This window comes from Chelativorans composti, from assembly GCF_039541695.1.
Lineage (GTDB): Bacteria > Pseudomonadota > Alphaproteobacteria > Rhizobiales > Rhizobiaceae > Chelativorans > Chelativorans composti.
In genome coordinates this window covers 1-13888 of the sequence record NZ_BAABGS010000011.1, presented here as the reverse complement: position 1 = coordinate 13888, position 13888 = coordinate 1, and the positions used below count along the sequence as shown (strand labels likewise).

Here is a 13888-nt window from a genome sequence, read left to right as displayed (position 1 = left end):
GGCACGCGCCAGCTATTGGTAAGCGCGCGCGCCATGGCGCAGGCCACTGCCACCTGGCCTGGTTTTGCGCCGCCGCGTGGCCGGATTTTGCACCGCCGTTGACAGTTCAGGACGCGCTGCGCATCTTTTCGACGCGTTCGGCAAGGCTCTCGGGACGTGTAGCGCCCTGCCCGGTTGGCCCATCCGGAAGCGGCGCGCTCAGGGCTGTTTCGACGGCTGATCCCGGCCCCTCGCGGTCGGCTACCATGCGGACCATTTCCGCGGCGATGGACGAAATCTCCTCGCGCAGATGCTCGACGCTGGACGTATCGGCCTTCCGACGGCCGCGCGCAGACGACGTCAAGGCCGCAATCCGGCGCCGCAGACGTGCAACCTCATCCTCTTCCCCGGTCATATCCCCCACCTCACGCTGACCGACAGTCACATCCTTGCCGTTGGAGAGAGCCTGTTCCCCGTTCGGGAGCGCCGGCTCGCCGTTGATCGGTCCCAAATCCACCAGGAACGCCGCGGCGACCCCGGGATGCCCCAATTGCGCCAATTCCCTTTCCTGGCGCTCCAATATCTGGTCGCGGTCGGACAGGTCATGCAGCAGACGATCGAGCCGTGCCTGCAGATCCTCCGCGCGGGACTTTTCGTGTCGCAGCGCATTCTCGAGCTTCGACTTCTCGCGCTCCAGCTCGCGCGCGGTGCGGTCGGCATCGCGACGCTCGTTGCGCAGGAGCCGGTTCGTGTTGTTCAGGCGGTCTATCTCCGCATCCCGGGCCGCAAGGTCGATCTTCTGGGTGCTGACGATCATGTTCAGCTCGTCATTCAGACGGGAGAGCTGCTGCACCCTGTTCATCTGCTCCGTGAGCTGGGCGGCAAGCTCCGCAACGCGGGCTGACTGGTCCCGCAGCTGCTCGTCCTTTGTCGCCAGCCGGCCTTCCAGCTGCTTCTGCTCATGCTCAAGACGGCTGATCGTCCGGTCGCGGTTCGCGCATTCCTCTTCCAGATCGCGGATCCGGTCGCGCAGGACGTTGAGCTCGACCAGATCCTCGGCTAACTTCCTGCGCAGCTGTTCCGCCCGGACCTCGAGCTTGCGGATGGCCATGGCGCTTTCCGCCCGAATGGCATCGACGGCCGCCTCCAGTTCCTCGCGGGATAGCGGCAGCGCGGCCTCGATCCGCCGACGTTCCAGATACTCCGCCCTGCGCCAGAGAGACGGCGCAATCGCCACGGCCAGACCAAGGGCGACCAGAAAGCCCAATGCCGAGTACAGCAATCCCTCAATCACGCGAGCGACCTTTCATGGCCAAGGCTGTCACCTCGGGCCGCTGGCGGCCCGGCGATACCAACGCATTCAGATTTATACCGCCAGGGGCACGGGCACAATCCGTCAGCGAAGCGCGCCACCGGCACAATCTCCGGTGGCAGTTCTTTTCCACCGCGGAACTCAGAAGGGATTCCAGGTGGGCGACGGAGTCAGCTTCAAATAGCCGAAGTTGACACCCAGCCGGGCGCCGACACCTGTCCGGATGGGGACGATGAGAATGTCCTGGTTGCCGAGCACGTTGAAGCCAAGGCCGGCCACCACGTAGGCGGAACCGGCGATTCCCGCGAACCGCCTGTAGATGTCGTTCACGGAATTCAGGTTATAGACGAGGATCATCACCTTGGAGCCCTGGGCGCCGAAGTCCCAGCCGAGCGAGGGCCCCTGCCAGTAGACGTGGTGGTCGCCGACGTTCTTCGTGTAGAGGGTGCCCTCGCCGTAGGTCAGGCCGCCGATGATCGCGCCGGACCCTTCCTCCCCGAGAACATAACCATTGGGACGGCCGTAGGACGAGAAGATCCGCTCGATGCCGGTCGCAAGGGTTTCCGAGGTCATGCCGAAGAAGTTGCTGCCGGCCTGGACAATCTCGTCCATGGTGTAGCCATCGTTGGGCGCCTGGTTCTGGGCGCGCGCGGCTGGTGCCGCCAGAAGCACCGCTCCCAGAAGCATGACCGCAAGACTTCCGAGCCGCCGTCGGGGCAGCCCAGCCCTCCCGGCACCATGGCCCCCACAGCGTTCACGACGGGAAGCAAGTCCCGCTTCCTGCAAGTCCGGTTCCGACAATTCACGCGGGGAAAACCACCCCTGGCCCTCCCGGAATTGCTTCAGAACACCGCCGACAGTGCGGAAAAGACTTGAAAGCATCGCGTTCACTCCATGTCGACCTCGCGGACAACCGCGTGCATGACCGTCCCCATTGTCGTCAAATTCCGTTTAGATCGGCATCAGGGGATGGCTCAGCGTAATGCGCAATCCTTTTTCAACCATTAAAGTCTGAAATCGCGGCGGCGGCAGACGGCGGGTGTCCGGTTGCTGCCTGCAAGGCAATATGCAAGCACGTTCCAGCACCGCATGATGGTGATTCGCAGAGACCTATCTCGCTGGACCGCAGACAGAACAAGGGGACGGCCTTCCATGACCGACATCTTCACACTCAGTGCGCTTGATCTGGGAGCGCTGCTGTGCAGCCGCGTCTGCCATGACATCATTTCCCCGGTCGGAGCAATCAACAACGGGCTGGAGCTGCTCGACGAAGGCGGTGCCGACGAGGACGCGATGCAGCTCATCCGCACGAGCGCAGCCAATGCCTCGGCCCGGCTGCAATACGCCCGCATCGCCTTCGGCGCGGCGGGATCGGCTGGCATGCAGATCGACACGGGCGATGCCCAGGCCGTCGCGACCAACTATTTCAAAAACGAGAAGCCGGAACTCGAGTGGATCGGCGAGCGGGAGCTGCTGCCCAAGAACAAGGTCAAGCTGCTGCTCAACCTGCTGCTCGTCGCGAACGCCACCATCCCGCGCGGCGGCAAGCTGACGGTCAAGCTGGAAGATCTGAAGACCTCCCCGCGGTTCGTTCTCACCGCACACGGACCCATGGTTCGCGTGCCGGCGAAGTTCCTGGAGCTGCATTCCGGCCGCAAGCCGGAGGAGCCGATCGACGCTCACAGCGTACAGTTCTATTACACGCTGCTGCTCGCCCGCGAGGCCGGCATGACCATCACGCTGCATGCTTCTCCGGAAGAGATCGTCATCACCGCGGCCTGAGTTCCCTATTCAGGCCAGGGGTGAGGTGCAGGGAAGATGCTACAGCGGAAACCTGCCCCTCGAGGTCACCCGAATGGGTATTACGCGGAATTGACAATGCGTATGGTTAATTCAGTGTAAACCTTGGCATTGTGGAATTCCAAATTTTTGTTTAGCTATACCATCGGAGCAGTTCTTATGAGCTGCCCGGAGGGCAGTGCATCGCAGAAAAAACGCACGAGGGTAGGATGAGACGGTGTCTCATCGTCGATGATTCACAAGTCATCAGAAAGGTGGCCAGGAGAATCCTGTCTGACGAAGGCTTCCTGGTGGGGGAAGCTGCATCCGGGGCGGAGGCCCTGGAAATCTGCCAGGAGGAGATGCCGGAAATCATCCTGGTCGACAGCCTTCTGCCCGACGTCGACTCCATCGACATCATCGCGCGGATCGTGTCCATTGAGGCGGAAATCGCACCGGCGATTCTGTATTCGACCCACCAGATCCAGCTCTCGCAGATCATGAAGGCAAAACGTGCAGGCGCCAAGGGCCACATCCTGAAGCCCTTCGTGCGCCAGCAGCTGCTAGAACAGCTGCGCGCTTTCGAAGATCTGTTCCAGAAGTAAACTCCATCCACAGACCTTCGCCGCAACCTACGATCCTTCACCGCTCCGCCGGCGACAAGTCCCGCCTTCGCCCTCGCGCATTCGCCTGGCTCCGAAGCACCCCGAAAAGGTTCGCACCTCGGCCCACCGCCGTGGAAAGGCTCTGACAAACAGAAAACCCGGACGTCAGAGTCCGGGTTTCGTGTCTGCAATTGACGATGTTCACTGCGTCGAGATCAGGCGCTCTGGCGCATTTCCTCCGGTTCGCGGAGCACGTAGCCGCGACCCCAGACCGTCTCGATGTAGTTCTGACCGCCGGAGGCGACATCCAGCTTCTTGCGAAGCTTGCAGATGAACACGTCAATGATCTTCAGCTCCGGTTCGTCCATGCCGCCATAGAGATGGTTCAGGAACATCTCCTTGGTCAGAGTCGTGCCCTTGCGCAGCGCCAGCAGCTCGAGCATCTGGTATTCCTTGCCTGTCAGATGCACACGCTGGCCAGCAACCTCCACCGTCTTGGTGTCCAGGTTCACGACCAGATCACCCGTCTGGATGATGGACTGGGCATGACCCTTGGAGCGACGCACGATGGCGTGGATGCGGGCAATCAGCTCGTCCTTGTGGAAAGGCTTCGTCATGTAGTCGTCGGCGCCGAAGCCGAGACCGCGCACCTTGTCCTCGATGCCAGCCATGCCGGACAGGATGAGGATCGGTGTCTTGACCTTCGACAGGCGAAGAGTGCGCAGAACTTCATAACCCGACATGTCGGGCAGATTCAGGTCAAGCAGGATGATGTCATAATCATACAGCTTGCCCAGGTCGACACCCTCTTCACCCAGATCGGTCGTGTAAACGTTGAAGCTCTCCGACTTGAGCATCAGTTCGATGCTCTGGGCCGTCGCGCTATCGTCTTCAATCAGCAGAACACGCATATCATTCCCCTTTTCGCCGCCGAATGGGGCTGGCAGTCCACCGGCACCCGAGCAATAACCGCCTGAATCAGAGGCTGCCAGTTAATAGTTAACAAAACCTGATTCGCCCATGCAAGTGGTCATTCACTTTTATTTCTTTCGGCATGCGGTTGAATCCTAATACCGAAATCAACGCTCAAGGGTTACGGGGCCAGGCCTGTTCCGGCGCATTCCCGGGCAGCCGTATCGTTACCCTTCGGTTTCGGAACTTCCTTTACCGCCCCTTAAGCGATGGCCCGTATGATTAACGATGCCCGTAAACGAATGGTTACCAGGAACCGCGGTTCTTAGGATTTTGTTTGGAAACGATAACTTTTCGCAAAACGGGCGGGGCAACAAGCATGAACAGGCCGGCGGGGTAAATCGGGCCGGGGTTCGGGAGTTAGTAGATGAAGACATCGCGTGAGAATTTGGTGAGGCTGAAGCAATTCAACGTCAATCACAAGCGCAAGCGCGTGAGCCAGCTGGATGCTATGATCGCGGAATTCGAACGCATGGCCGAAGAGCTGGATGCCCAGATCATCGCGGAGGAAACCAAGGCGGGAATCACCGACCAGTCGCACTTCGCCTATCCTACTTTTGCCAAGGCGGCCCGCCTGCGCCGCGACAATCTCCGAATCTCGCAGGCCGAACTCATCCAGCAGCGCGAACAGGCGCTCGCCGAGCTGAAGGCGCTGGAAGAAGATCTTCGCAAGGCCGAAGCGCTGGAGATGCGCGACAGAGGCAACCGTAACGCTGAACCCTCCTCCCGCGCGGCTGCCGGCTGATGCGGCACTTGAACGCCTGATTTCTGGAGGGGATTTTCTGCGGGGGGCCTGGCCCCCCTTCTCTTTTCCGCTCACCTCCCCTGCCAAGACAGGGGTCTTCCTGATCACTGGCCGGGAGCCATTCGCGCGCCGTACCCTTGCCTTCAAGAGACCGGCACAAACCGTTTTCTTAACAGATTAATTTTGGACTCGATCCGGAGACGCTTCATCCCCGGGTACAGAAACGCCCACACGTCGGCTGCCACACCGGCCGGTCGAGAAGGCGGGGGGAAACCCTGGGAAGCGTCAGGATCACAATATTTCGCGCTCTATCCGGCCATAAAGAAACTGCCCGGCGCTCACGCACCGGGCAGTTATCCGTGTCCGCTTTCCCTCACGGGGTTCCAAGTAACGCACCGTGAAGGTGCAGGCAGGGCGCCGAGACCCCGGTTCCACCCTCCTGTCAGGTTTCCCCTTCAGGTCAGGTCAGTGGCGGTATTGCTGGATACGCGTGGTGCGCAGCCCCTGCAGCCCGTAGTCATCAATCGATGCCTGCCAGGACAGGAACTCCTCCACTGTCAGCCGATAGCGCTGGCACGCTTCCTCCAGACTGAGGAGCCCGCCGCGAACGGCAGCCACAACTTCCGCCTTGCGACGGATTACCCAACGACGCGTGTTAGAGGGCGGCAAATCGGCAACCGTCAGCGGACTGCCATCGGGGCCGATCACGTACTTAACACGCGGACGCATCACATCGGTCATCGTACTCTCTACACTGAACCAAGACCTGAGAGGACCATAACCGCAGGGCTTTAAAAATTGACTAAGCGGCTGGTAAGCTTGGAGTAATAGAAGTGAATCTCCATTAGGAAATCGAAGCCGACTAAACTTCGCGCCCGTAAAAAGTCTTTCAGCCGCGGAGACGCCATAATCTGGTGATGCCTGATCCGGCTCGGCCAGATCTTGACCTTACGGTTCAAGGTTGCCATTTAGCGGGCAAGAAAACGGGTGTAAGACCATGAACAGCCTCGACCTTCCAGGACGTCCGGAGGACACGCGCGTCGTCGTCGCGATGTCGGGTGGCGTCGACTCGTCCGTCGTCGCGGGAATTCTCGCGAAGGAAGGTTACGAGGTGATCGGCATTACCCTTCAGCTGTATGACCACGGATCGGCCACCCACCGGCCGGGTTCCTGCTGTGCCGGACAGGACATCGACGACGCCCGGCGCGTCGCCGAGACGCTGGGGATTGCCCATTACGTGCTCGACTATGAGGCGCGCTTCCGCGAGGCGGTGATCGATCCTTTCGCACAGAGCTATGTCTCCGGCGAAACGCCGATTCCCTGCGTGGCGTGCAACCAGACGGTCAAGTTCCACGATCTTCTGGAGACAGCCCGCGAACTCGGCGCGCACGCGCTGGCCACCGGCCACTACGTGCGGTCGCGCCAGAACGGAGCGCACCGGGCGCTGTTCCGCCCGGTCGATGCGGACCGCGATCAGAGCTATTTCCTGTTCGCCACGACGCAGGAGCAGATCGACTTCCTGCGCTTCCCGCTCGGCGATCTCTCCAAGCCGCAGGTGCGGGCCATTGCGCAGGAGATGGGCCTTTCCGTCGCCACCAAGCAGGACAGCCAGGACATCTGCTTCGTCCCGCAGGGCCGCTACTCGGACATCATCGCCAAGCTCATGCCGAACGCGGCCACGCCCGGCGACATCGTCCACATTGACGGACGGGTGCTGGGCCAGCACCAGGGCATCATGCACTACACAATCGGTCAGCGCCGCGGTATCGGAGTCGCGGTCGGCGAGCCGCTCTACGTGGTGCATCTCGACAGCGAGAATGCGCGGGTCATCGTCGGACCCAGGGAGGCGCTGGAGACCCGCAGGCTTTACCTGCGCCAGGTCAACTGGCTGGGCGACACGCCTCTCGAGGAGCTGCCGGCGGAAGGCATGGAACTTTATGCCAAGGTCCGCTCGACACGGCCGCCGATGCCTGCCACGCTGTTTTACCGCGATGGCACGGCATTCGTGGACCTGCATCATGGCGAGGCCGGCGTGGCGCCGGGACAGGCGTGCGTGCTGTTCTCTGACGACAGCAACGACGCCCGTATCTTCGGCGGCGGTTTCATCGACCGCTCGGAACGCCGCTCCGACGCGGAGGCTCAGCTGCGCAAGCTGATCGACACGCCCCGCATTGCCCGCAGCGCCTGAAGAAGTCCAGGTTGCATTGAAACCTTGAACGGGCCGCATGTGCCTGGCAGAAGCCGGAGTCGGCCGTCAGCCGACCTGAACCTCTTCCCTCATTTCCTCGCTCGCGCTCGCGAGGTCGAGGATGCGCTGGAGCTCGGCGGCATGTCGGAAGCTCGGCTCGGTCGGCATGTTGAGACGCATCGCGTTGACGAAGCGCTCGTAGTTGGTTGCCACCGGCAGCACGTCCACGGTCCGCCAGGTGCCGGTTTCGACATCATCATCGAGACAGACGCGCATCTGTGAATCCATGTGCGTATGTATGACCTCGACCGCTCCCTTGTCGCCGTAAACGCGCAGGTGCAGCTCGTTGATGTGGCCCGTCGCCCAGCGGCTGGCATGGATCACGCCAAGCGCCCCGTTGCCGAAGGAAGCCGTCATGACGAAGCTGTCGTTGGCGTCGAGATAATACTCGCCAATGCGATTGCCCTCAGCCTTCGGGAATGTGCGCAGGCGGCAGGTCATATCCTCGATGGAGGTGGCCGCGCCAAAGGTCACGAAATCGAGGATGTGGATGCCCACGTCGCCGAGGACACCGTTGGAGCCGTGGCCCTTGGACAGACGCCACAGCCATTCCGGTCCCCTGCGCCAGTCGCCCCAGGCCTTCGAGACCAGCCAGCTCTGAAGGTAAGACGCCTCAATGTGCTTCACGGAGCCGAGACGGCCCGACAAGACCAGCTCACGCGCCGCATGGATCTGCGGCACGTTGCGGTAGCTCAGGTTTACCATGGCGACGATTCCCGCCTTTTCGGCGGCCTCCGTCATGGCCAGCGCGTGGGGATAGTTCGTCGCAAGCGGCTTCTCGCACATGACGTGCTTGCCGGCGGCGATGCAGGCCATGGTGGTCGCATAATGGGCGGCATCCGGGGTGACATTGGTCACGCCGTCGAACTCGCCCCAATCCAGAGCTTCCTCGACGCTGGAAAAGGCACGCTGAATGCCGTGAGCCTCGCAGAACGTCGCCAGACGGACGGGGTCGGTGTCGACCGCGCCAACCAGATGCACGCCAGGAATGGCCGCGAACCGCACCGCATGCTGATTGGCCATTTTGCCTGTGCCAAGAATCAAAAGGCGCATGACGACATCCTATCTGTAGCCTTCCTCGCCGGGCTTGTGCAGCTTGGGCCCGCGTTCCACGATTGGCTCCAGCGCCTCGGTCACCGGGATGTTCGGCGCGTTGTGAATGCTCCGGAGCGCCGCACCCTGCGGACGCGCCCAGCGCACGGCATTCCGCAGAACCCTCGCCACGTTCGCGTCGTGATAGGTGGGATAGGTCTCGTGACCCGGCCGGAAGTAGAAAATGTGGCCGGCGCCGCGGCGGTAGGTGACGCCGGACCGGAACACCTCTCCCCCCTGGAACCAGGAGATGAAAACCGTCTCAAGCGGTTCCGGCACGGCGAAGGGCTCACCGTACATTTCCTCGTATTCGAGCTCGAAATGCTCGGGCAGCCCCTCCGCGATCGCGTGGCGCGGGTTAACGACCCATATGCGTTCGCGTTCGCCGGCCTCGCGCCACTTCAGCGAACAGGGCGTGCCCATCAGACGCTTGAAGATCTTCGAGAAATGGCCCGAATGGAGGACGATCAGGCCCATGCCTTCCCAGACCCGTTCGGCAACGCGCTCCACGACCGCGTCGTCGACCTGGCGGTGGGCCTTGTGGCCCCACCAGACCAGCACATCGGTCGCGGCCAGAACTTCCCCGGTCAAACCGTGCTCGGGCTGCTGGAACACTGCCGTGGACACGTCAATATCTCCGTCGGCCGCAATGGCTCTGGCTATCGTGGTGTGCATACCTTCGGGGTAAATCGAGCGGACGATTTCGTCTTCCTGCTCGTGGATGTTCTCACCCCACACCAAGGCTCTGATCTTCATGTGAAAGAACTCTTTCTGACGCCTGGTTGCTACAGTTTAGTGCTGCGTAATATGAAAATTCCTTAACGACGGCATTTGGCCTGAAAATGGCGTGAAAGATCCGATCTTGCCCGCCCTGCTCCTTCGTTGCGATATGTGTCGCGCGTGCAACGCACTACCAGCCGCCCGTCCTGTAAATGGGGCAGCGCCGTCAAGGTTCCACAACAGAGCGGCCCTGGCCGGCCGGACAAGGCGGATCTCGAAAACGGGATTGCAGGAAAAGGCCTATCCCACCCGGGTGGCGCCAGCGGCAAAGGCGGCCGTTTCCGGCCGTTCGTGTCTGACCGAGCCCTCGGTCAGAATACGCAACACCTCGATCGCCTCGGTGCCGTTGGTGCGCGGCTCCGAGCGGTTGACAATACAGTCGATGAAGTGCTGCAGCTCGCGGGTAAGCGGCATGGCCTCCTGGACGGGAATGTAGGTCGGCTCTTCGGCCGTGAAGGCCCAATGACCGCTGTCGCGCCATACGGAGTGGCGGTAGACGGCGAGCTTGCGGGGCCACGGCTCCACGTCGTCGAAGACGGCCATCGCCTTGTTACCGACCACCGTCAGCCGCCGCTCGCGGTAGGGGTTGAGGCGCGAGGTGAAGAGGTGACTGCGGATGCCGTTGGCGAACCGCATGTGAACATGGGCGAAGTCGCTCAGGTGATCCAGAAGGGCGGCTCCCTCTCCCCTCACCTCCACCGGCGGCTCGCCGGTGATCGCCAGGATCATCGAGAGGTCATGCGGCGCCAGATCCCAGAGCGCGTCACTCTCGGTGTGGAACTTGCCCAATCCGAGGCGGTGCGAGTGGATGTAGCGGACGTCGCCCAGCTCACCGGCGTCGATCAGCTCCTTCAGCTTCTCGAAGGCCGGATGGAAGCGCAGCACATGGCCGACCATGAAGATGCGGCCCTGGGCCCGGGCCTCAGCCACCGCCCGCTCCGCGTCCTTGACGGTGAGCGCAATTGGCTTCTCGACAAGCACGTCCTTGCCGCCGCGAACGGCACGAATGGCCATCTCCGCATGGAACTGCGGCGGCAAGGCCATCACGATGGCATCTATGTCCGGATCGTCGAACAGCCTGTCCGGGTCGATCGCCCGGCACTCCTGCTCAATGGCGAAACCCTCAGCGCGCGGACGGTTGGCATCCGAAACAGCACTCAACGCATCCAGAGATTTGAGTGTCCGAATATGGTTCGACCCCCAGTACCCGCACCCAAGGACTGCAATCCGCGGCTTCATGTGATCATCGCACGTTTTGATTCTCGCGACACATATGCCCGCTCGGCCTGCAACTCAAGCCCGCAGCCGAATAAAGTTTTGTAATATTAGTTAAGTGACACCGTCCGATGGCCGGGGACACTGCCCGTCGCGGGGCATGTCACGGTGGAGGGATCGCGTCCGGTTCAGCCCGCTGCCGGCCACCCGTTAACACTCTATTATCCGTAATTTCGGTTCGTCCCCACGCGTATCCTTTTCCGCCGTAATTTTGTTGGCAAAGACCCGGCAACGGAATGGAAATTGTGAGGCGTATCGTGACAGGCAGACTGGGCGTTGGGGTTTTCGTGGCGGGCGCACTCCTGATACTTTCGTCTCCCTCACAGGGGCAAAGCTGGTTTTCCGGGGATTGGAGCCTGACGCTTGGAGCCGCCGGCATGCTGATGCCGGAATATGAAGGCGACAACACCTACCGCTTTTACGTGCAGCCCTTGGTGTCGTTCGGGCGGCAGGGGACGGAGCGGCGGTTCACGTCCCGCAATGACAATATCTCGATCGGCCTCATCGACACAGGCGACTTCCGTTTCGGCCCGACCGGAAAGCTCGTGTTCGGACGCGACGAAAGCGACTCCAACGATCTGCGCGGGCTCGATCCGATCCGCTTCGGCGTCGAGATCGGCGCGTTCGCGGAGGTTTATCCGACCGACTGGGTGCGGCTGCGCGGCGAAGTCCGGCGGGGTATCCGGGCTCATGACGGCGTGATCGCCGAGATCGTTGCCGACGCCTTCACGGACCTGACGGACACCGTTCAGGTTTCGGCCGGCCCGCGTCTGTCCTGGGCCAACGACCACTATTTCGATGCCTATTATGGTGTTTCGGCGAGAGAATCGGCGGCGTCCGGCCTGCCCGAATATCACCCGGGCAGCGGCGTGCGCTCCGTGGGTATCGGCGGCGCCATCAAGTGGGACGTGACCGACACGGTCGAGACGAGCGTCTTCGCAGAGTACAACCGCCTGACTGGGCCTGCGGCGGACTCGAGCCTGGTGCGCGAGCGCGGCAGCAAGAACCAGTTCCTGTTTGGCGTTTCGGCGACCTACCGGTTCGACTTCTCGCTCTGACCTCTTGCCTGCGGCTGCGGACGAGCGACAATTCCGTCCCGTCCGGAACTGACTGCCGCCCGACGGGTCCTGCCCGTCCGGCAGTCGCCCAGAGCAGGAGGCTCGCATGGCTTTCTGTCGGCTTGAACGCGAAACGGGAGCGGCAATCTGGGTCAACCCTCTCCACGTCGTCTCCCTCGAGGCGGCGGGAGAATCGGGTGACGCGACAAGGATCACCCTGGCCGCGAGCGGTGACCGCCCATCATGCGTCACGGTGAAGGGAAGCCCCGAAAGTGTGCTCGCCGCGATCGACGGCGCACTTGAGAAACATCCGCGGAAAAACCCGGAGGAAATCATCGCCTTCATCCGCAGAATGGTGGAAGAGCACAGCAAATAGGCTTTCGCCCAATCCGTCGTCCTCCGGATATTTCACCACGTCACGGCCCCGCAACATCGCCGCAACCCAGGCGGATGGACGCGTGGCACCGGTCTGTGCCGAGCCGCCCTGGCTTCTGTCAGCGGGCATTTTGCGGGGCCTGTACCGGGATGTGAAAAACCCGTCATGTTTCTGAAACATGGCGCTTGACACTTGCCGGAGCTCCCCCTTATATCCGCGCAGCTTTCCGGTTCTGCTTCGACAGGCCGCCACGGGGCGGAGTAGCTCAGTTGGTTAGAGCAGCGGAATCATAATCCGCGTGTCGGGGGTTCGAGTCCCTCCTCCGCTACCATTGTATCGCGACCAGAAAAATCAAACAGTTAGCGCGAACAGAGGTTCGAACGACTGTGAGACATCTCACGCAGATGTACGCGGAGATGTCATGGCTCTTCCTTCCTATCTCACTCGCCGTGATGGGCGGTACTATCTGCAGATCCGGTTCTCCCGACCACTCGCCCAGCTTTCCGGTGTCTCGCTCTACAGGGTCTCGCTAAGAACTGGCGATTATCGTAAGGCTCGCCAGAAGCTCACAGAATTCCTGTCGTGGATTCTCCGGATGAACGAAAGCATCAACTTCGTAGACCTCTTTCAGAAGAACGTCGTCGAGCTGCGCCAATACCTCTCGGATCAGCTTCCCATTTCCGAAGAGAGACTGCACGCGCGTCTCCACTATGAAGAGATGCTCAAGAACCTGAGACGCCGTGCCCTGGCCAGGGACTGCGATCCGGAGATGATCGCGCCGGAGTTCACCATCCTCTTCAAACGCTTCGTCGCACAGAACGTCGAGGCAGAGGGATGGTTAAGGCGAATCGAGAATATCCGGCACTACGAGCAAGGCCGAGCGGACATGCAGACCGCCATCGCCCTTGGCGTCATTCCGCAGGGCTTTGGCATGGGACTTGGGCAGCCGCCCGCCGGAGTCCCCTCCATTCCCCTCCCCACACCCTTCTCGACCGTGATGCCCTCCAATCCGTTGGGGGTGCCCGGAGTTGAGCTGCATGCCGCCGCGTCTCCGAAAGACGAGGATCGAGCTGCACTGGTATGGGAAGAGCGCAAGCAAGAACAGGATTCGGGTCCCCAGCAGGCTCACGAACCACAAGCTCAGACGACTGCCCTTCGGTTCTCCGAAGCCCTCGCGCTTTTTGAAGAGGATGACATCAGGAATGGCGGCAATGCGGATGCGCGCGCGCTGGTGCTGCTCGTCGTTCAATTCATCATCGACAAGATGGACGATCCCCTCCTGGTCGAGTTCGACAAGGAGGCTGCAGCCCGCATCGATGCGATGCTGCCCGACATCCCGGACCGCAAGAACATTCCGCGCGAACACACCGTCAGCCTTGCCGCGCGTTACGACTACGCCCGGAAGCATGGTTGGGCTGGACTGAAACGTCTCACCGAAGCAAGGCTGAAGAACGGCTATCACAATGCCCTCTCCCGCTTCTTCGGCTGGCTGATCGAGCAGAAGCTTTACCCGTTCGAAAAGTGATCCACCCCCATTGAACGGGTCCACCTTGAAGTATGGCTTTGACCATGAAGGAGGACCACAATGGCAAACAAGCGACACAAGCCCGACGAGATCGTCACGAAGCTTCGGCAGGTTGAGGTTTTGCGCGGCCAAGGCATGGCGA

The 13888-nt window shown here is 61.5% G+C and carries 14 protein-coding genes and 1 tRNA gene; 8 read left to right on the top strand and 7 right to left on the bottom strand.

What is annotated here, in order from left to right; all coding sequences use genetic code 11:
• Positions 1 to 106: 106 nt before the first annotated feature.
• Together ABD906_RS02480 and ABD906_RS02475 are read right to left on the bottom strand one after the other, a co-directional pair.
• Positions 107 to 1273, bottom strand: coding sequence for a coiled-coil domain-containing protein (locus tag ABD906_RS02480; protein WP_345098042.1), 1167 nt, complete (start codon positions 1271 to 1273; stop codon positions 107 to 109).
• Between the two features lie 159 nt (positions 1274 to 1432).
• The gene (locus ABD906_RS02475; protein WP_345098041.1) at positions 1433 to 1978 is read right to left on the bottom strand and encodes a DUF1134 domain-containing protein; all 546 of its coding nucleotides are present in this window, start codon (positions 1976 to 1978) and stop codon (positions 1433 to 1435) included.
• A 465-nt stretch (positions 1979 to 2443) separates the two neighbouring features.
• Here ABD906_RS02475 and chpT point away from each other — a divergent pair, with 465 nt between their 5' ends.
• Entirely contained in the window at positions 2444 to 3073 is a 630-nt protein-coding gene (gene chpT / locus ABD906_RS02470) for a histidine phosphotransferase ChpT (protein WP_345098040.1), read from the top strand.
• 227 nt (positions 3074 to 3300) lie between these two features.
• Positions 3301 to 3675, top strand: coding sequence for a response regulator (locus ABD906_RS02465; RefSeq protein WP_345098039.1), 375 nt, complete (start codon positions 3301 to 3303; stop codon positions 3673 to 3675).
• A gap of 215 nt (positions 3676 to 3890) precedes the next feature.
• Here ABD906_RS02465 and ctrA read toward each other — a convergent pair whose 3' ends face one another.
• Positions 3891 to 4586, bottom strand: a complete 696-nt coding sequence (gene ctrA / locus ABD906_RS02460) for a response regulator transcription factor CtrA (RefSeq protein WP_345098038.1) — start codon at positions 4584 to 4586, stop codon at positions 3891 to 3893.
• A 428-nt stretch (positions 4587 to 5014) separates the two neighbouring features.
• Here ctrA and ABD906_RS02455 point away from each other — a divergent pair, with 428 nt between their 5' ends.
• Positions 5015 to 5392: a flagellar export protein FliJ gene (locus ABD906_RS02455; RefSeq protein ID WP_345098037.1), complete on the top strand. Its 378-nt coding sequence runs from the start codon at positions 5015 to 5017 to the stop codon at positions 5390 to 5392.
• A 465-nt stretch (positions 5393 to 5857) separates the two neighbouring features.
• Here ABD906_RS02455 and sciP read toward each other — a convergent pair whose 3' ends face one another.
• Complete coding sequence (gene sciP / locus ABD906_RS02450) at positions 5858 to 6133, bottom strand: CtrA inhibitor SciP (RefSeq protein WP_345098036.1); 276 nt, start codon at positions 6131 to 6133, stop codon at positions 5858 to 5860.
• Between the two features lie 256 nt (positions 6134 to 6389).
• Here sciP and mnmA point away from each other — a divergent pair, with 256 nt between their 5' ends.
• Positions 6390 to 7580, top strand: a complete 1191-nt coding sequence (gene mnmA / locus ABD906_RS02445) for a tRNA 2-thiouridine(34) synthase MnmA (RefSeq protein ID WP_345098035.1) — start codon at positions 6390 to 6392, stop codon at positions 7578 to 7580.
• A 66-nt stretch (positions 7581 to 7646) separates the two neighbouring features.
• On the opposite strand, the gene ABD906_RS02440 is transcribed toward mnmA, so the two are convergent.
• From ABD906_RS02440 to ABD906_RS02430, 3 genes are all read right to left on the bottom strand, one after another.
• Positions 7647 to 8693 carry a Gfo/Idh/MocA family protein gene (locus ABD906_RS02440; protein WP_345098034.1) on the bottom strand — a complete coding sequence of 349 codons (1047 nt, stop codon included), beginning with the start codon at positions 8691 to 8693 and terminating at the stop codon, positions 7647 to 7649.
• Between the two features lie 9 nt (positions 8694 to 8702).
• Positions 8703 to 9488, bottom strand: a complete 786-nt coding sequence (locus ABD906_RS02435) for a ThuA domain-containing protein (protein ID WP_345098033.1) — start codon at positions 9486 to 9488, stop codon at positions 8703 to 8705.
• A gap of 264 nt (positions 9489 to 9752) precedes the next feature.
• Positions 9753 to 10751 (bottom strand): Gfo/Idh/MocA family protein, encoded by a 999-nt coding sequence (locus tag ABD906_RS02430; protein WP_345098032.1) that lies wholly within the window; start codon positions 10749 to 10751, stop codon positions 9753 to 9755.
• A gap of 272 nt (positions 10752 to 11023) precedes the next feature.
• Here ABD906_RS02430 and ABD906_RS02425 point away from each other — a divergent pair, with 272 nt between their 5' ends.
• The 4 genes from ABD906_RS02425 to ABD906_RS02410 all read left to right on the top strand — a co-directional run bounded on the left by ABD906_RS02425 (position 11024) and on the right by ABD906_RS02410 (position 13746).
• Positions 11024 to 11845, top strand: a complete 822-nt coding sequence (locus ABD906_RS02425; protein ID WP_345098031.1) for a MipA/OmpV family protein — start codon at positions 11024 to 11026, stop codon at positions 11843 to 11845.
• A gap of 106 nt (positions 11846 to 11951) precedes the next feature.
• Positions 11952 to 12221, top strand: coding sequence for a hypothetical protein (locus tag ABD906_RS02420; RefSeq protein WP_345098030.1), 270 nt, complete (start codon positions 11952 to 11954; stop codon positions 12219 to 12221).
• A 254-nt stretch (positions 12222 to 12475) separates the two neighbouring features.
• Positions 12476 to 12552 (top strand) — tRNA-Met (locus ABD906_RS02415).
• 90 nt (positions 12553 to 12642) lie between these two features.
• Positions 12643 to 13746: a hypothetical protein gene (locus ABD906_RS02410; protein ID WP_345098029.1), complete on the top strand. Its 1104-nt coding sequence runs from the start codon at positions 12643 to 12645 to the stop codon at positions 13744 to 13746.
• The last annotated feature ends 142 nt before the right edge of the window (positions 13747 to 13888 follow it).